The organism is Pseudomonas mosselii (assembly GCF_019823065.1).
In the GTDB taxonomy this organism is placed as follows: Bacteria; Pseudomonadota; Gammaproteobacteria; order Pseudomonadales; family Pseudomonadaceae; genus Aquipseudomonas; species Aquipseudomonas mosselii.
Map to the genome: position 1 here is coordinate 2,712,364 of NZ_CP081966.1, position 17,490 is coordinate 2,729,853.

The following is a 17,490-nucleotide window of genomic DNA, read 5'->3' on the forward strand; positions in this document are numbered from 1 at the left end:
TCAGTCGTTGCTTTCTTTGTTGTCGACGCGGTAGCTGAAGCTGAAACCGAAGCCCTGGAACAGCACCACGTCGGCCAGTTGCCGGGACAGCTCGGCGGCGCTGGCCAGCTTGGTCTTGGGCACGTAGAGCATGTCCTCTGGCTGCAGGTAGGCGAGCTTCTGGCTGCCGCCGGACAGCGCCTGGTCGACGTCGTAGTTGACCGCGTGCACGGTGTTGCCTTCACGGCGCATGATCACCACCGAACCGAGCTTGGCCTTGAGGGTCGGGCCGCGGGCCAGGGTCAGGGCCTCGAGCACCGATACCGGGCGGCGGATCTGGAAGGCGCCGGGTTGGCCGACTTCACCGAGTACGTAGATCTCGTTGGCGGCGGTGGACTTGAGCAGTACGTCCACGCTCATGCGCCCGGGCAGTGTGGCGTAGCGCTCGTTGAGGTAGTCACGCAGCTGGTTGACGGTCATGCCCTGCAGCGGCACCGAGCCAATTTCCGGGAAAGTGGCGCGGCCGTCGTTGCCCACGGTGATGTCGCGGCTCATGCCGGTGCCGGGGTGGTTGAGGGCGTTCTTCAGGTTGACCTCGTCGGTCATCGGGCTGATCACCCGCACGGTGACCTGGTCACGGTTGGGCTTGAACACCCGCTTGTCCTGATAGGCCTGGCGGATGGCGCTCTCGGCCTCGCCGGGGGTCATGCCCTCGACGCGCACCGCGGCGTTGGTGCTGGGCAGGGTGATGGTGCCGTCAGGCTGCACCAGTTGGTTGCCGTTCAGACCGCTGGCGGCCATGAAGTTGAGGTCCAGGGTGTCACCGGACTGGATGCGGTAGACCCCGGCCGAGCGGTTGCTGACATGGAAGATCACCTCCAGCACGTCCTGCGGACGCAATACCTGTTCGCGGCGGGCGACCTCGGTGGCCTGGCTCTCGGCCGGTGGCGCGGTGAGGATCTGCACCGGCATCTGGCGGTCTTCCTGGCTGGCGCAGCCGGCCAGGGCCAGCACGCACAGGGCTATCGATGGGTATCTCATGGCGTTCATCCTGTGCGGCCTCTCAGAGATTTTCGTACAGCCACTTGGGCATGTAGTACTTGCGTTTGTTGAACACGCTGCCGATCAATCGCGCGCCGGCCTGGGTCAGGCGCTGGCTGGCCGCCTGGGCGACCTCCCAGCGGGTCTCCTCGGCGCATACCACCAGGATCACGCCGTCGACCAGGGTGCCGATTACCAGGCTGTCGGCACTGGCGTAGATGGCTTCGCCGTCGATCACCACGAAGCGGTACTGGTTGCTCAGCTGGTGCAGCAGTACGCGCAACTGCTCGTGGTCGAGGCGGTCGCGGCCGCGTTTCCAGGTGCCCACCGGCAGCACGTCGAACGGCTGGTCGGACAGGCGCACGATGCAGTCCTGGGCCAGCGGCGGGGTGTCCTGGTTGAACAGCAGGTCGCTGTAGCCGCGCAGCTTGCCCAGGCCCAGTTGCTGGCTGAGGCCGCCGGGGCTGAGGCTGGCGTCGATCAGCAGCACGTTGCCCGCGCTCATCAATGCCAGCTGGCTGGCGAAGGCCAGGGCGCTGGTGCTGGTGCCGCTGCCGGTGTTGGCCGCGGTCAGCAGCAGGGTGCGCTGGTCGAGGTCGAGCACGGTGGCGGTCAGGTTGGTCTCGCTTGGGGTAGCGATCGTCAGGCTTCTCGAGGATGAACCGTCCATCTCAGCTTGCTCCGTGGCCAGTGAAGACTTTGAACGGGGTCTTGAGCAGGATCTTCAGGTCCAGCATCAGGCTCTGTTCGTTGATGTAGCTCAGGTCCAGCTCTACGCGTTGGTCGAAGTCGATGTTGCTGCGCCCGGAGATCTGCCACAGGCCGGTCATGCCCGGGTAGATCGACAGCCGCGCCAGGTGGTTGTCGTGGTAGCGGTAGGCGTTGAATGACGTGGGGCGCGGGCCGACCAGGCGCATGTCACCGGTGACCACGTTGATCAGGTTGGGCAGCTCGTCCAGGCTGCTGCGCCGCAGCCAGCCGCCCACCGAGGTGATGCGCGGGTCCTTGTCGATCTTGAAATCGATGGATTCGGCGCCGTGCTTGTTCAGGTGGCGCAGCGAGTCCTTGAGCGCCTCGGCGTTGGCCACCATGGTGCGGAACTTGTACATGCCGAAGGCGCGGCCACGGTAGCCGGTGCGTTTCTGCACGAAGAACACCGGACCCTTGCTGGATAGCTTGATCAGCAGCGCCAGCACCAGGAACACCGGCGACAGCAGCAGCAGCAGGGTCAGCGCGGCCAGGCACGACAGCACGCGGTTGGTGCGCGACAGCGTCCAGGGCCGGCCTCCGGCGCGACCGGTGATCCAGCCACGACCCTGCATGTGGATGGCGGCATCGATGCGCTGGCGGTGCGCCGGATCCATGCGTTTGTCCTGATACAGCGCCTGCAGTTGCGCGCTCTTGGGTTGCCCTGTCATACCGCCCTCCGTTTATCTGGCTGCTCGCCCAGGGGCGCCGCTTCGCTGGCGGCGGGCGAGTGGTAGCTCTTGAACCAGGCGACAAAGCGCCCGAGCCCTTCATCAAGGCCTATCTGTGGGGTGAAACCGGTGACCCTGGCCAGCGCGCTGGCGTCGGCGCAGGTGGCCAGCACATCGCCTGGCTGCAGCGGCAGCAGCTCGATCACCGCGTTGCGCTGCAGGTGTTTTTCCAGCAGGGCCAGGTAGTCGAGCAGCTCCACCGGGCGCTGCCCGCCGATGTTGTACAGGCGCCAGGGCGCGTGGCTGCTGGCCGGGTCCGGGGCGAACGCGTCCCACTGCGGGTCGGCGACCGGGGGCAGGGGGATCAGCCGCACCAGGCTTTCGACGATGTCGTCGATGTAGGTGAAGTCGCGCTGGTGACGGCCATGGTTGAACAGCTGGATCGGCCGACCTTCGCTGATCGCCTTGGCGAACTGCATCGGCGACATGTCCGGGCGGCCCCAGGGGCCGTACACGGTGAAGAAGCGCAGGCCGCTGCAGGGAATGCCATAAAGGTGGCTGTAGCTGTGGGCCATGGCCTCGTTGGCCTTCTTGGTGGCGGCATACAGCGACAGCGGGTGGTCCACTGGGTCCTCCACCCGATAGGGCGTCTGCTGGTTGGCCCCATAGACCGAGCTGGAGGAGGCGTACAGCAGGTGCTTGACCGGGTGGCGGCGGCAACCTTCGAGAATGTTGAGAAAACCGGCCAGGTTGCTGTCCAGGTAGGCCTGAGGGTTCTGCAGCGAGTAGCGCACGCCGGCCTGGGCCGCCAGGTGCACCACCACCTCCGGGCGCTCGCTGGCGAACAGCCGGGCCATGCCGTCGCGGTCGCCCAGGTCCAGGCAGTGCAGCGGAAAGTCGCCGACAGTCTGCCGTACCCAGTGCACGCGGGCGTGTTTGAGCGCCGGCTCGTAGTAGTCGTTGAAGTTGTCCAGGCCCACCACCTGGTGCCCCTCGAGCAGCAGCTGGCGGCAGGTGTGGGCGCCGATGAAACCGGCCGCGCCGGTCACCAGCACCTTCATGGCGCGTCCGCCTGCGGGGCGATTTGGCGCAGGCCGATGCCGCTGTAGTGCAGGCCGTGGGCGGCGACCTGCTCGGGGTTGTACAGGTTGCGGCCATCGACGATCACCCGCTCGCGCAGCTTGCTGGCCAGCATCGAAAAATCGACCACGCGGAAGTTCTTCCACTCGGTGCAGATCACCAGGGCGTCGGCGTCCTGCAAGGTGTCGTCGCGGGTGGCGCACAGTTGCAGGTCGTCCCGGTAGCCGTACAGGCGCCGGCATTCATCCATGGCCTCGGGGTCGTAGGCGCGCACCGTGGCGCCTTCGGCCCACAGGGCTTCCATCAGGTAACGGCTGGGGGCCTCGCGCATGTCGTCGGTGTTGGGCTTGAAGGCCAGGCCCCACAGGGCAATGGATTTACCGGCCAGACCAGCCAGGCGCTGCTTGAGCTTGGCGAACAGGATGCGCCGCTGTTGATCGTTGACCTCGTGGACGCTTTGCAGCAGACGCAACGGCATGCCGCTGTGGGCAGCGGTGTGTAGCAGGGCCTTGATGTCCTTGGGGAAGCATGAACCGCCGAAACCGCAGCCCGGATAGATGAAGTGGTAGCCGATGCGCGGGTCGGAGCCGATGCCGCGCCGCACCGCCTCGATATCGGCGCCCAGGTGTTCGCTGAGGTTGGCCAGCTCGTTCATGAAGCTGATGCGGGTGGCGAGCATGGCGTTGGCGGCGTACTTGGTCAGCTCGGCGCTACGGTTGTCCATGAACATCAGTTTTTCGTGGTTGCGGCAGAACGGCGCGTACAGTTCCGCCAGCTGCTCATGGGCCACTTCGTCGAGGGTGCCGACGATGATCCGGTCCGGGCGCATGCAGTCGGCCAGGGCGCTGCCTTCCTTGAGGAACTCGGGGTTGGACACCACGCGCGCGTGCAACTGGCTTTTGCCCAGGCGCTGCAGTTCGTCGCGGGCCAGGGCCATGACCTGATCGGCGGTGCCCACCGGCACGGTGGACTTGATGATCAGGGTATGGTCGGTCTCCATCAGCGCGGCGATCTGCCGGGTGACGTTGAGCACGTGGCTGAGGTCGGCCGAGCCGTCCTCGTCGGGCGGCGTGCCGACGGCGATGAAGATCAGCTCGGCGTGGCTGACCGCGTCGCTGGCCTGGGTGCTGAACAGCAGGCGGCCTTCCCTGATGTTGTCCTCGAGCAGGTCCGACAGACCCGGCTCGCTGATCGGCGGCACGCCCTGGCGCAACTGGTTGATCTTGTGGGTATCGACATCCACGCACAGGACCCTGTGACCGACGTCCGCCAGGGCTGCTGCCTGTACCAGTCCGACATAACCGGTGCCAAAAACGCTCACGTCCATGCGCGGTGCCTCGTATGGATGAGTAAGGGAGATGAAACAGTGGTGTGAATTGGGTATAGCTCAGCCCGGTGGAATTGCGTCAAAGCAATGGCATGTTTCGTCGAATTTACAGACCCTGGTGAAACGGGCGATCTGCCACCAACCCGTTGCCAATCCGTGTGTTAGCGCGCATAGCTAGTGGCAATTGGCCGTTCGATGAACCGATGAACGGTTCAATGTAGCGGAATAAGCGGGTTTCAGGCGATAGAGAGAATCAACAGCAACTTGCGTTAGGTGCCAGATTCCGGTGTCGGTATGTCGTCGGAATTTTGACTTTTTTGCGTTGTGGTTTGTTTCACAGCTGCTACGGTTTGAGAAGATTTCCATGACTGGAGTGGCCGAAACATGCGCGGATGGATCAAGCTCTTGCTGTTGCTCGTCTATCTGGCCAGCTTTCATGCCTATTACCGCGAACGCATAGAAGCGCTGGGTATTGGCCTGCCCCTTGTGCTGTACCTGGGGGTGTTCGCGCTGTTGGCGCTGGCCCTGCTGCTGACGGCGTTCACCCGCCCCGGCTGGTTGCGCTGGGCGCTGGCGCTGGCGTTTACAATCAGCGCGATCTTTCTCGACGCTTATAACCGCATCACCGACGCCTATCTGACCTATAGCGCATTCGTGTCCATGGTCTATGCCGGCGCTTTCGTCCAGGAGGCCCTGCAGCAATACCACTACGCAATTACCCTGGCCGCGGCGCGAGCGCTGTTGCTGCTGTTTGGCCTTGGCTTGCGTCCGGGGCCGACCCCGTGGTTGCCAAGGTTGTTGCCACCCGTGGCGCCGGTGCTGGGCCTGCTGGTACTGATCGCCATCCTGTTCGTGCGCGCCGGCGAGGGCGCACGGGGTCTGCCGGTGATGTACACGCCGCTGGCCTACCTGAGCCTGTTCGGCTACGAGACCCTGCACGACCATGTCGGGCCGCGCCAGCCAGTGAGTCTGGCCCAGTCGGGGCCGGCGATGGCGCGGGATATCGTGCTGCTGATCGACGAGAGCATCTCGGGTAACTACCTGGACCTGAACACTCCGGCCGGGGTCACCAGCCACCTGGCCCAGGCCCAGCCGGGCGTTTCCATCGTCAACTTCGGCTATGCCGCGTCCATCGCCAACTGCAGCGCCGACACCAACGTCACCCTGCGCTACGGTGGCACCCGCGGTGATTACCTGCGCATCAACTCGACCCAGCCGTCGATCTGGCAGTACGCCAAACGCGCGGGCCTGGGAACGGTGTACATCGATGGCCAGCGCACGGGCGGCAACCTGCAGAACCTGATGACCGAGACCGAGAAGCGCGATATCGACCAGTTCATCCAGTTTGACGACACCCCCGTGGTGCAACGCGACATGGCGGCGCTGGAGCGGCTGGTGGCGCTGCTCAAGGACGGCAAGCCGCAGCTGATCGTGGTGAACAAGGTCGGCGCCCACTTCCCGGTGCACGACAAGTACCCGGACGACTTCCTCAAGTATCAGCCGGCCTTGCCACGGGGGCGCTACGTCGATATCGCCGACACCGGCACCCGCGATGGCTTCGATGGCCGGGCCCAGGACTGGGTGCTGTACCGCAATGCCTACCAGAACACCGTGTTGTGGAATGTCGGCGAGTTCTTCCGCCGGCTGTTCGCCGAGGGCGACCTCAGCCAGGCCGTGGTGCTCTATACCTCAGATCACGGCCAGGATTTGCATGAGCGCGGCAACCCCGGCCTGAACACCCATTGCGACAGCGATCCGGTACCCGAAGAAGGCCTGGTGCCGTTGGTGGTGATCCAGGGCGAGGGCCTGCGCACGCTGGACTGGCAGGCTCACCTGCCGGCCAACCGCAACGCCTCCAGCCATTACAACCTGTTCCCCACGCTGCTCAAGCTGATGGGCTATGACGGCACGGCCGTGAGCGCGCTCTACGGCCGTTCGCTGGACATGCCGACGGATGACCCGTTTACCTTCAACGTGCGCTTCAATGCGCGGTTGGGGGCCAAGCCGGACTTTCGCCATATCGACCTCGGGCAGGTGGTCACGCCCGCCAGTGTCCTGGCGGGGCAGCCGATGCCGGTGGGCAAGGCTGACTAGGATCAGAAGTCGATGCTGGCGGAGACCTGCACCGTGCGTGGCGCCCCCAGCCCCAGGCTGGTGAGCAGCGGCATGCCCCAGTAGGCCTTGTTGGTCACGTTCTCCACCGTGCCACGGAAGGTCACAGGATGGTCGGCCACCTGCAACCGGTAGCGGGCACCGACGTCATATATCGTGTAGCCGGGGATCGACTGGCTGTTATCGTCGCTGATGTACTGCTTCGATACGGCGGTGGCATTGGCGGTCAGGGTCAGACCATCGAGCAGCGGGGTGTCCCATTCCACACCCAGCTTGCCCTGCAGTTTCGGCTGGCCGGTGGCGGTCTTGCCTTCCTCGGCGGGATTCTCGGCCTTGGTCACCTTGGGGTCCAGGCGAGCCACGCCGCCCATCAGGCGGACATCGGTCAGCGGGGTACCGAAGAAGCTCCATTCGAGGCCGCGATTACGTTGTTCGCCACCGAAGGAGAACACTTTGGTCACCGGGTCAGTGAAGCTGCTGGGGCGTTCGATCTGGTAAAGGCTCAGGGTGTGGGCGAAGTCGCCGAGGTCGAGCTTGATGCCGACTTCCCTCTGCTTGGACTTGTAGGGGGCGAACACCTGGCCTGCGTTGGGCGCGGTAATCGGGGCGATGGCACCCTTGCTCAGGCCTTCGATGTAGTTGGCATACAGCGACACTTCGTCAGCGACCTTGACCAGCACTGCCGCCGCTGGCGTCGTGGCGCTTTCGTTGTAGCGTGTGGTGTGCGCGCCGGTGCTGACGTTGAAACTGTCGCTCAGCACCTGCTGGCGGCGCACGCCCAGGGTCAGCTGCAGGCGTTCGTCGAGGAACGACAGGGTGTCGGCCACTCCGTAGCTGCTCAGGCGCGACTCGGTATGGGCGATGGCCGGGTAGCTCCTGGCGGCCTCCGGTCCCCAGACCGGGTGGTAGATATTGTTGATCCACTCGGCCCCCGGGACGTTGCGCCGGCCATAGTCGCGTTGCTTGTCGGAGTAGTGCGTGGCGTTGAGCGACCACTGATGGCCCACGCCGAAGGTGTCGAAATGGCCGCGCACGCCGGCTTCTCCCGAGGTCTTCTTCAGGTCGATCTTCAACTGGCCCATGTTCGTCTCCATATCCCCGGCGGTGTTGAACACTTCGGCGAGCATGGTGCCGCTGTAGGCATAGTCGGTCTTGCTGGTGCCGGCCGCGGCATAGGCCGTGAGGTTGTCGTTGAGGTCATATTCGCCGCGCACGATCACGCCCTTGTCGCGGGTCTGGACGAAGCCCCAGTTCGGGTTGAGCAGGGTCTCGGACTTAGGCGGCCTGGGCACCGGCACGCCCGCGGCCAGGCCGATGCCGCGGTTCTGGCCCCTGACCCGGTCCTCGCTTTCGTACAGGTCGGCGGACAGGCGCGCCCGCTCGCCGCGCCAGTCGAGGCCCAGGGCATTGAGCTCGGCCTTCATCCGCTGATGGTCGGTTGCTGTATCACCGTCGCGATAGACGCTGTTGAAGCGCACGCCGAACTGCTGCTGCTCACCGAAGCGGCGGCCGACGTCGAGGTGACCGCCGAACTGTGCGTCGGACATGTAGGTGGTGGTGATCCGCGTCAAAGATTCGGCACCCGCGCGCTTGGGCACCAGGTTGATGCTGCCGGCCACCGAGCCGCCCGGCGGCATGCCGTTGAGCAGGGCGGAGGGCCCTTTGAGCACTTCGATGCGCTCGTACATCTCCGGCGAGATCCGGTAGTAGGGCGCCATGCCGTACAGGCCGCCGATGCTCACATCGCTGATGTTGGAGTTGAAGCCACGGATCGAGTAGTTCTCGCTGTAGGTACCCTTCAGGCCGTTGCTGAACACGGCGGGATCGGTCGCGGCAATCACGTCGGTGATGGTCTGCGCCTGGGTGTCCTGGATGTATTGGTCGGTGTAGCTGATGGTGCTGAACGGCGTCTCCATGAAGTCCTTGTTGCCCAACAGGCCGACCCGTCCGCCCGAGGCCACCTGGCCGCCGGCATAGGCGGGGGGCAATGCGCTCGGGGCGTCGAGGTTGCCCTCGACCCGGGTCTCGGTCAGCTCCAGGCTGCCATTGGTCTGGCCCTGTCGGGTCTTTTCCACTGCCTCGGCCTGCTCCACGGTCTGCGCCGCGGTCACGCCCATGGACACGCCGCCCAAGCCGAGGAGCAAGGCCATGTGCACGGCGGTGAAGGTGCGATTGAGGTCGAAGTGGGGCACAGCCGGCTGCTGCACCGGGCTGACACGCTGTTGCGACATGCTGGAGTCCTTTCGATTCGCAAGTGAGTGAAGGCATTCACTAGGGATTCCGAATCAGAAGGGAAAAACCTCAATGAAAATCATTGGCATTTGTCGCGTGTCGACGATTACCCCGGGAGTGCCAAGGGATGCAGGGCGCGGAATCCCAACGCTTCTTCCACCAACCAGTCATGCACCGCCCGCGCGCCAGGCTGGCTCAGCCCGCCCGGCGGATACAGCAGTACATAGCGCTTGTGGTTGGCGATCGGCACCCCGAACGGCACGATCAGCGCGCCGCGCTCCAGCTCGTCGTTGAGCAGGGTGCGTCGGGCGATGGCCACGCCGACACCGGCAATGGCCGCTTCGATGGTCAGGTGGTTGCGGTTGAAGGTGTGCCCACGACGCACATCCAGCCCGCCAGCGCCGATACCGTCAAGGTAGAACTCCCATTCGGCGTACTCCGAGCTGCCACGCCAGGCGGTGATGTCGTGCAGCAGCGGGTAGTGAGCCAGGTCCGCCGGCCCGTGCAGGGGCGGGCGGCCGCGCAGCAGGGCAGGCGAGCAGACCGGAAAGATCTGCTCGTCCAGCAGCGGGGTGGAGAGCATGCCCGGGTAGCTGCCGTCGTTGAGGTCGATGGCCAGGTCGAAGTCTTCCGGGTGCAACGCCTGGTTGCTGTCCTCGGCCACCAGGCGCAGTTCGATATCCGGGTAGCGCTGCTGGAAGCGCGGCAGGCGCGGTGTCAGCCACTTGGCCAGGAACGACGGGATCGAGCGCAGGCGCAGGGTGCCGCGGATTTCGCCGGCATCCAGGCGCAGCAGCTCGGCCTCGATGCTGCCGTAGGCCTCGGCCACGGTCTGCGCCAGGCGCTGGCCTTCGGCCGACAGCTCGACGCCGCGGGCGCGGCGCAGGAACAGGCGAAAGCCCAGGCGCTCCTCGAGCTGGCGCATCTGCTGGCTGACCGCGCCGGGGGTGATGTGCAGCTCCTCGGCGCAGCGGGTGAACGACAGGTGCCGCGCCGCACAGGAGAACACGTGCAGCCAGACGAACACCTGGCCGTTGAGCGGGCCTTTCATTGTTTAGTCCTGCTAAAGGCTTATGTAGGAAGTTTCGTTGGTCAAGCTGGCCTGAGCGCGGCAGTATCGCGCAACTTGGCAATACCGCTCAAATTTTCCAGAGAGCCGTGGCACATCGTAAACGGTTGTCACGGCCAGGCATTAGCATGGCTATCAGTGTTTTCGACCTTTTCAAGATTGGCATCGGCCCATCCAGCTCCCACACCGTCGGCCCCATGCGCGCGGCGGCGACCTTCGCCCAGGCCTTGCGTGAGCGCGGCCTGCTGGTCCAGGTGCGGCGGGTCGAGGTGCGTCTCTACGGCTCGCTGTCGGCCACCGGTGTTGGTCACGCCACGGACCGTGCCTGCCTGCTGGGGTTGATGGGCCAGTGGCCGGACCGCATCGACCCGCACAGTATCGAGCCACGCATCGACCAACTGATGCAGGAGCAGTGCCTGATGCTCGATGGCAGCCAGCCGATCGAGTTCCAGTACAGCCGTGACATGCGCCTGCTCGACGAGAGCCTGGCCTATCACCCCAACGCGATGACCCTGGAGAGCTTCGACGGGCAGGGCAGCCAGTTCAGCCAGACCTACTTTTCCGTGGGTGGCGGCTTCATTGTCGAGGCAAGCGAGATCGACGCCCCGCAGGACGGAGCCAGCCAGGTCGCCTTGCCTTACGAATTCTCCAGCGGCGCCGAGTTGCTGGCCCTGTGCAAGGCCCACAACCTGAGTGTCAGCCAGTTGATGCTGGCCAACGAATGCGCCTGGCGTCCGCAAAGCGAGGTGCGCGAAGGCCTGCTGAAGATCTGGGCGGCCATGGGCGAGTGCGTCGACAACGGTCTGCGCAACGAAGGCATCCTCCCGGGCGGGCTGAAGGTCAAGCGCCGGGCGGCGCGCCTGCACCGCAGCTTGCAGGAGGTCGGCAAGCCCAACGTGATCGGTTCGACCCTCAGCGCCATGGAGTGGGTCAACCTGTTCGCCCTGGCGGTCAACGAAGAGAACGCCGCCGGCGGGCGCATGGTCACCGCGCCCACCAACGGCGCGGCTGGGATCATTCCGGCGGTGTTGCACTACTACATGAAGTTCAATCCCGGCGCCTGTGACGACGACGTGGTGGCGTTCCTCCTGGCCGCCGCCGCGGTGGGCATCCTGTGCAAGAAGAACGCCTCGATTTCCGGTGCCGAAGTGGGCTGCCAGGGCGAGGTGGGCTCGGCCTGTTCGATGGCCGCCGCAGGCCTGGCCGAGGTACTTGGTGCCACGCCGCCGCAGTTGGAGAACGCCGCCGAGATCGCCCTTGAACACAACCTCGGACTGACCTGCGACCCGGTTGGCGGGCTGGTACAGATCCCCTGCATCGAGCGCAACGCGATCGCCGCGGTGAAGGCAATCAACGCCGTGCAGATGGCCCTGCGCGGTGACGGCGAGCATTTCATCTCCCTCGATCGGGTGATTCGCACCATGCGTGACACTGGCGCGGACATGCACGCCAACTACAAGGAAACCTCCCGCGGCGGCCTGGCCGTCGCGTTCGTCGAGTGCTGACACACAAGCGCTTTCCTGGGCGGGACGGCTTCGTGAGAGTGGGCTGTTCCCACAATCCTGATTGAACCTGCAACACCCGCTGTACCTGCGACAAAAACAACTACAAGGCGATACCCAATGACTGATGTACAAAGCACCGCGAGCGTTCGTGCGGATTCGGCTGCCCTGGCTTCGACCAGCGGCTCGACCACCTGGAACCGCCACGACACCACCTGGGCCCTGGGCCTGTATGGCACGGCGATCGGCGCCGGCACCCTGTTCCTGCCGATCAATGCCGGGGTCGGCGGTTTCTGGCCGCTGCTGATCCTGGCGCTGCTGGCGTTCCCCATGACCTTCTTCGCCCACCGGGCGCTGACCCGCTTCGTGCTGTCCGGGCGCAAGGGCGGCAACGAGGACATCACCGAGGTGGTGGAGGAGCACTTCGGCGTCGGTGCCGGCAAGCTCATCACCTTGCTGTACTTCTTCGCGATCTTCCCGATCCTGCTGGTCTACAGCGTGGCGCTGACCAACACCCTGACCAGCTTCTTCGAACACCAGCTGCACATCGGCGCGCCGCCACGGGCGCTGCTGGCCTTGCTGCTGATCTGCGGGCTGATGATCGTGGTGCGCTGCGGTCAGCAGATCATCGTCAAGGCCATGAGCCTGCTGGTGTATCCCTTCGTCGCCTCGTTGCTGTTGCTGGCCCTGAGCCTGATTCCCAACTGGAACGGCGCATTCTTCGCCCAGGCCAACGAAGGCATCAGCGCCTCCAAGCTACTGCTGACCCTGTGGCTGGCGATCCCGGTGATGGTGTTCTCGTTCAACCACTCGCCGATCATCTCGGCGTTCGCCGTCGACCAGAAGCACCGTTATGGTGTTGACGCCGACCGCAAGAGCGGCCGCACCCTGGCCACCGCTCACGTGATGATGGTGCTGACGGTGATGTTCTTCTGCTTCAGCTGCGTGCTGGCGCTGAGCCCGGGCGACCTGGCCGCGGCCAAGGCGCAGAACATTTCGATCCTGTCGTACCTGGCCAACCACTTCCAGACCCCGGTGATTGCCTTCGTCGCGCCGCTGATCGCGCTGGTGGCGATCACCAAGTCGTTCCTAGGCCACTACATCGGCGCCAGCGAGGGCTTCCAGGGCATGATCGTCAAGAGCCTGCGCGGACGCGGCAAGACCTGGCCGGCCAAGCGTCTGGAGCGCGTCACGGCGTTGTTCATGCTGCTGACCTGCTGGGCGGTGGCGACCCTGAACCCGAGCATCCTCGGGCTGATCGAGAGCCTGGGTGGGCCGGTGATCGCCTGCTTGCTGTTCCTGATGCCGATGTATGCGGTGCAGAAGGTACCGGCGTTGCGCCAGCACTCGGGCAAGCTGTCGAATGTGTTCGTGGTCGTGATCGGGCTGATCACGCTGTCGGCGATCGTCTACAGCTTCATGGCCTGACCGATGATCGCGGGGCCAGCCCGCACTCACGTATCCTGTGAGTGTTGGGCCTGGCCCCGTGATCATTCAGGTCAGACGCTTTCCAGGTGCTTGATCGCAGCCTTCAGGCGCTCCGCGGGTTGCGGCTGGTCCTGGTGGGTGATGTCCGGCGCCTTGCGCACGCGACCATGCTGGTCGACCCAGTGGCCGTTGATGAAGTAACGGTAGCTGGCGGTGCCGGCGTTCCAGCCCTGGTCAAGCAGGCCCTGCAGATGGAAGGTCTGGGCGATCTGGCTGAGCGGGCCGCTTGGGCTGCCATCCAGGTGCAGGACGATCGACGGGCTACCAGCGGGCGCGAACGGCAGCTCGCTGTAGCCGCCCCACACTTTGGCCTGGAACACCTGGACCGGGTGCGTGGTCTGGATGATGGAGGCCCTGCCGGTGACCTTCTTCTGCACGGTATTCACCAGCAGGTCGAGGGTCAGGATAGGGGCGCCGAGCAGCCCGTTGCTGACATTCAGGCGGGTATGAAAAAGTCCGAAGGACATGCTGATTCTCCTTGTCTGCTCAGGCTTTCTTGGCGGCTTTGGTGGCCGGGCTCTTGGTCGAGGCGAGGGCTTGGTCCAGGGCTTTGCCCACGGCGCCGCTGGCCAGTTGCTTGAGTTGCGCGACGTCACCGGTGGCGATCACTGCCTCCAGGGTGGCGTTGTGCAGTTCGGTCGTGAGGTCGACGTTCGCCAGTGTCTGGATGCGTTTGAGTTCAAGCACGACGGGTACGTTGTCCACTTCGATCCAACGCTGGCCGTTGTAGTAACGGTAGCTGGCCGTGCCTTTCTGCCAGTCCAGGTCGAGCAATGCGCGCAGTTCGAACTGCTCCGGCGAATTGGCGTGCGGGCCGCCCTGGTTGCCACGCACCGTCAGCAGGATCTTGCCTTCGCTGGGCGGTTGCACGGTGAGGTAGCTGTAGGTGCCCCAGGCATCCAGCGCCAGCTCCAGCGGTGGGTTGGTGGTCTGGGTGATCAGCGCGTGGCCGTTGACGCTGCGATCTGGCGTGTAGACCAACAGGTCGAGCTGCAGGCGCGGGGCGCCAGGAGCATTGGTTCCAATGAGGTAGGACACCGGGAACAGGCCTTCCGACGGTGCGGTCAGCGATACAGACATGATTGCCTCCGTTGCATTCAATGAATGAAATACCGTAACCAACGCTTGCGCAGGCGGGCGGAGGAAAAGGGGAGAGGCAGGTAGACGGGCGGATGTACTGGCGTGCCCGGTGCGAGCGGCTGTTGGCAGCCGGCTTGTGCAGCCATCCCTGAAGTGCGGTGCCGCCTGCCTGGCAGCCCGCTTGAGTTAAGCAGGCAAAAGATGCCGTGATGGCCTTTTTGCATTATGTCCGACGAGTGGTGACATCAAGGTCTGCAAGCCGGCTCCCGCCCCGTGAGAACCGGCTTGTCCCGCGATGAGCTCTACAGGGCGGACCGCCTCACTTCGACTTCTGCTGCAACGCCACGAAGCTGCGGCGCATGTCGCTGGCCCAGCCATCAAGCACCGGCTTGACGTCGTTCAGGGTCAGTTGCGTGCTGTCGTTCTCCAGCGCCTTGCCGCTGCCCTTGCGCACCACCTGGGCCAGCACGTTCTGGCTGCCGCCATCGAGGAAAGCGGCCTCCACGGCGATGTCCACGGCCTGGTCGCGACCGCCGGCGGCGGTGTTGACCGCCGCGGCCACCAGGGCGATCGGGATCACCTCGTAGGGCTTGAGGCCTTCGGTGCTGGTGGATACCGCGGTGATCGCCGGGCGCACCACGATGGTGTTCGGGCCAGGCTCCTTGACCAGGGTGAGCACGCTGCCCAGTTCGCGGCGCATGGCTTCGTTGAAGTAGCGGGTGATCGCCTGCAGGGTCTGCGCCGAGATCACATTGGTCGGCTGTGGCTTGGGATAGAACTGGCTCGGCTCGATGAACACCTGGGTGTACTGGCTGGCCTTCACGTCCGGGTCGATCCAGCGCATCACTGGCGCGCCGGAGACGCTCTCGGCGGGCTTCAGGCGACTGTAGTCCTTCAGGAAACCGGAATAGTCCTTGGGATCGACACGGTTGCTGGAGCAGGCAACCAAGGCCAGCAGAGCAGCGCACAGCAGGGTGGTGCGAGGCAGGTGCTTCATGATGACGAGGTCCATGAGGGAAGTGGCCAGAACAACGCTAGCAGGTGGTTGGCCGAAGGCCAGCGGTCAGGTGTTGACGGTTGCCGTTTCCTACGGCGCTGTCTGAGTGCGCCGACTATCCATTGGTCTTTGAAGCTGGAAAAGTATGCCCTTTACGGGTATGTTTAGGAGTGCCGGCCATGGATGTCTACAAGCGAAGGGAGTTTGCCCGCTGGCAACTCAAGGAGTGCGTACCAGACCACCTGCGCTGCCGCGCTGTCCTGGAAATGCAGAGTGGGCTGGTTGACGCGAGCCTTGGTTGCTTGCTGTTCAAGAAACGTGTTGCGGGCCTGTGCAGCGGCAAGCGGGGAGGCTACCGAACACTGCTGTCGGCTCGCATCGGCAGTCGCTACGTGTTCCTTCATGGGTTCGCCAAGAGCGACATGGCCAATGTCACGCCGGCCGAGCAGAAAGCGCTTCAGTTCGCCGGCAGGGTCTTTCTGAAATTGTCACCCCACGCCCTGGCCAAGGCATTGGGTTGTGGCGTATTGATGGAGGTCCACTGTGACCAGCAAGCTCATTGAATCACTACGCGTCGACCTCTCGGACCTCGAGCAGGCAGGTGCCGTCGGCAAGGTCACGTTGCGCGACTTCGAGGCGATCTGTCCGGCCCCGGTGCGGGCATTCAGCGCCCAGGACATCCGCCACCTGCGCGAAGCGCTGAACTTCAGCCAACCGGTGTTCGCCCTCCACCTGCACACCAGCGCATCGACGGTACGCAAGTGGGAGCAGGGCGAAACACGCCCGGCAGGGCCCGCCTTGAAGCTACTGAACATCATTGCCGACAAGGGGCTGCAGGCCATCCTCTGAAGCAGGGTTGTCAGCCCAGCGCCTCGCGCAACCGGTACCACAGCATGCCCAGCGCCAGCAGAGGCGAGCGCAGTGCCTTGCCGCCGGGGAAGGTCAGGTGCGGCACCGCGCTGAACACGTCGAACCCCTGGCTGTGCTCGGTGGCGATGGCCTCGGCGAGCAGCTTCGCGGTCCAGTGGGTGACGTTCAGGCCATGCCCGGAATAGCCCTGGGCATAGAACACGTTGGGGTGCTGGCCGAGGCGGCCGACCTGGGGGAAACGGTTGGCGGTGATGCCGATCATGCCGCCCCACTGGTAGTCCAGGCGCACCTCGGCCAGTTGCGGGAACACCTTGAGCACCTTGGGCCGCATGTAGGCGCCGATGTCCTTGGGGTCGCGCCCGGAGTAGTGACAGGCGCCGCCAAACAGCAGGCGGCGATCGGCAGTCAGCCGGTAATAGTCCAGCCCCACCTTCTGGTCGCACAGCGCCATGTTCCTTGGGATCAGCGTACGCGCCAGGGCCTCGGGCAAGGGCTCGGTGGCCACCACGTAGCTGCCGGCCGGCAGCACCTTGCCGCACAGGCGCGGTTCCAGTTCGTCGAGATGGGCGTTGCAACCCAGGATCAGGCTCTGGGCGCGCACCTTGCCCCGGGCAGTGTGCAGCGTCACCGTTCGGCCATGCTCGATGCGCAGCACCGGGCTTTGCTCGAAGATTCGTACGCCAAGGCCGAGGGCGGCGCGGGCCTCGCCCTGGACCAGGTCGAGCGGGTGCAGGTGGCCCGAGCCCATGTCCACCAGGCCGCCGGCGTACAGGTCGCTGGCGACGATCTCGTGCATGCGATCGGGGTTGACCAGGCGGGTTTCGTGGCGATAACCCAGTTCGGCCAGGTCGCGCTGCTCGTCTTCGAAGGCGGCGAACTGGGCGGGGGTGTTGGCCAGCTCGCAGAAGCCCCAGCGCAGGTCGCATTCGATACCGTACTGCTCGATGCGATTGGCCACCAGGGCCACCGAATCGATGCCGGCCTGCTGGAGGTAGCGCACGCCGTCCTGGCCGACGTGGCGGGCGAAACCGGAGACGTCATGGCCGATGCCGCGGATCAGTTGGCCGCCGTTGCGCCCGCTGGCGCCCCAGCCGATGCGGCGCGCTTCCAGCAGGATCACCGAGAGGCCGCGCTCGGCCAGTTCCAGGGCGGCGTTGACCCCAGTCAGGCCACCGCCGACCACGCAGACATCGGCCTGCAGGTCCTGGTCGAGCGCCGGGTAGGTGGCCGTCTGGCGCGCCGAGGCGGCGTAATAGGAGGCGGTGTGTTCGTTCATCTGTGGCATGGGTGGGCTC

16 protein-coding genes are annotated in these 17,490 nt (G+C 65.0%); 5 read left to right on the top strand and 11 right to left on the bottom strand.

Features of this window, described 5'->3' with window-relative positions; genetic code table 11:
* The 5 genes from K5H97_RS12595 to K5H97_RS12615 are packed head-to-tail and all read right to left on the bottom strand — an operon-like array spanning window position 1 to window position 4,845.
* Entirely contained in the window at window positions 1-1,020 is a 1,020-nt protein-coding gene (locus K5H97_RS12595; RefSeq protein ID WP_028689475.1) for a polysaccharide biosynthesis/export family protein, read from the bottom strand.
* Between the two features lie 22 nt (window positions 1,021-1,042).
* Window positions 1,043-1,690, bottom strand: coding sequence for a CpsD/CapB family tyrosine-protein kinase (locus K5H97_RS12600; protein WP_028689476.1), 648 nt, complete (start codon window positions 1,688-1,690; stop codon window positions 1,043-1,045).
* 1 nt (window position 1,691) lies between these two features.
* Entirely contained in the window at window positions 1,692-2,438 is a 747-nt protein-coding gene (locus tag K5H97_RS12605) for a sugar transferase (protein ID WP_028689477.1), read from the bottom strand.
* Entirely contained in the window at window positions 2,435-3,499 is a 1,065-nt protein-coding gene (locus tag K5H97_RS12610; protein ID WP_028689478.1) for an NAD-dependent epimerase, read from the bottom strand. The genes K5H97_RS12605 and K5H97_RS12610 overlap by 4 nt, the downstream gene beginning before the upstream one ends.
* The gene (locus tag K5H97_RS12615; RefSeq protein WP_028689479.1) at window positions 3,496-4,845 is read right to left on the bottom strand and encodes a UDP-glucose dehydrogenase family protein; all 1,350 of its coding nucleotides are present in this window, start codon (window positions 4,843-4,845) and stop codon (window positions 3,496-3,498) included. The genes K5H97_RS12610 and K5H97_RS12615 overlap by 4 nt, the downstream gene beginning before the upstream one ends.
* 384 nt (window positions 4,846-5,229) lie before the next feature.
* On the opposite strand from K5H97_RS12615, the gene K5H97_RS12620 reads away from it, so the two are divergent.
* Complete coding sequence (locus K5H97_RS12620; RefSeq protein WP_028689480.1) at window positions 5,230-6,939, top strand: sulfatase-like hydrolase/transferase; 1,710 nt, start codon at window positions 5,230-5,232, stop codon at window positions 6,937-6,939.
* 2 nt (window positions 6,940-6,941) lie between these two features.
* On the opposite strand, the gene K5H97_RS12625 is transcribed toward K5H97_RS12620, so the two are convergent.
* Window positions 6,942-9,188: a TonB-dependent receptor gene (locus K5H97_RS12625; protein WP_028689481.1), complete on the bottom strand. Its 2,247-nt coding sequence runs from the start codon at window positions 9,186-9,188 to the stop codon at window positions 6,942-6,944.
* 107 nt (window positions 9,189-9,295) lie between these two features.
* Window positions 9,296-10,240, bottom strand: coding sequence for a LysR substrate-binding domain-containing protein (locus tag K5H97_RS12630; RefSeq protein ID WP_028689482.1), 945 nt, complete (start codon window positions 10,238-10,240; stop codon window positions 9,296-9,298).
* 146 nt (window positions 10,241-10,386) lie between these two features.
* On the opposite strand from K5H97_RS12630, the gene K5H97_RS12635 reads away from it, so the two are divergent.
* Entirely contained in the window at window positions 10,387-11,763 is a 1,377-nt protein-coding gene (locus K5H97_RS12635) for an L-serine ammonia-lyase (protein ID WP_028689483.1), read from the top strand.
* A gap of 117 nt (window positions 11,764-11,880) precedes the next feature.
* Window positions 11,881-13,188, top strand: a complete 1,308-nt coding sequence (locus K5H97_RS12640; protein ID WP_028689484.1) for a serine/threonine transporter — start codon at window positions 11,881-11,883, stop codon at window positions 13,186-13,188.
* Window positions 13,189-13,259: 71 nt separating this feature from the next.
* On the opposite strand, the gene K5H97_RS12645 is transcribed toward K5H97_RS12640, so the two are convergent.
* The 3 genes from K5H97_RS12645 to K5H97_RS12655 all read right to left on the bottom strand — a co-directional run bounded on the left by K5H97_RS12645 (window position 13,260) and on the right by K5H97_RS12655 (window position 15,325).
* Window positions 13,260-13,715: a DUF1842 domain-containing protein gene (locus K5H97_RS12645; RefSeq protein WP_063630100.1), complete on the bottom strand. Its 456-nt coding sequence runs from the start codon at window positions 13,713-13,715 to the stop codon at window positions 13,260-13,262.
* A 19-nt stretch (window positions 13,716-13,734) separates the two neighbouring features.
* The gene (locus tag K5H97_RS12650) at window positions 13,735-14,328 is read right to left on the bottom strand and encodes a DUF1842 domain-containing protein (protein WP_028689485.1); all 594 of its coding nucleotides are present in this window, start codon (window positions 14,326-14,328) and stop codon (window positions 13,735-13,737) included.
* 319 nt (window positions 14,329-14,647) lie between these two features.
* On the bottom strand, window positions 14,648-15,325 hold the full coding sequence (locus tag K5H97_RS12655; RefSeq protein WP_028689486.1) for a DUF3313 domain-containing protein: 678 nt from the start codon (window positions 15,323-15,325) through the stop codon (window positions 14,648-14,650).
* 179 nt (window positions 15,326-15,504) lie between these two features.
* Between K5H97_RS12655 and K5H97_RS12660 the strand changes: the two genes are divergently transcribed.
* Window positions 15,505-15,888 carry a type II toxin-antitoxin system RelE/ParE family toxin gene (locus K5H97_RS12660; protein ID WP_028689487.1) on the top strand — a complete coding sequence of 128 codons (384 nt, stop codon included), beginning with the start codon at window positions 15,505-15,507 and terminating at the stop codon, window positions 15,886-15,888.
* A complete protein-coding gene (locus K5H97_RS12665; protein ID WP_028689488.1) occupies window positions 15,869-16,174 on the top strand; it encodes a helix-turn-helix domain-containing protein in 306 nt (101 codons plus the stop codon). The genes K5H97_RS12660 and K5H97_RS12665 overlap by 20 nt, the downstream gene beginning before the upstream one ends.
* A gap of 10 nt (window positions 16,175-16,184) precedes the next feature.
* On the opposite strand, the gene K5H97_RS12670 is transcribed toward K5H97_RS12665, so the two are convergent.
* Window positions 16,185-17,480 carry an NAD(P)/FAD-dependent oxidoreductase gene (locus tag K5H97_RS12670; protein ID WP_028689489.1) on the bottom strand — a complete coding sequence of 432 codons (1,296 nt, stop codon included), beginning with the start codon at window positions 17,478-17,480 and terminating at the stop codon, window positions 16,185-16,187.
* Window positions 17,481-17,490: the final 10 nt, after the last annotated feature.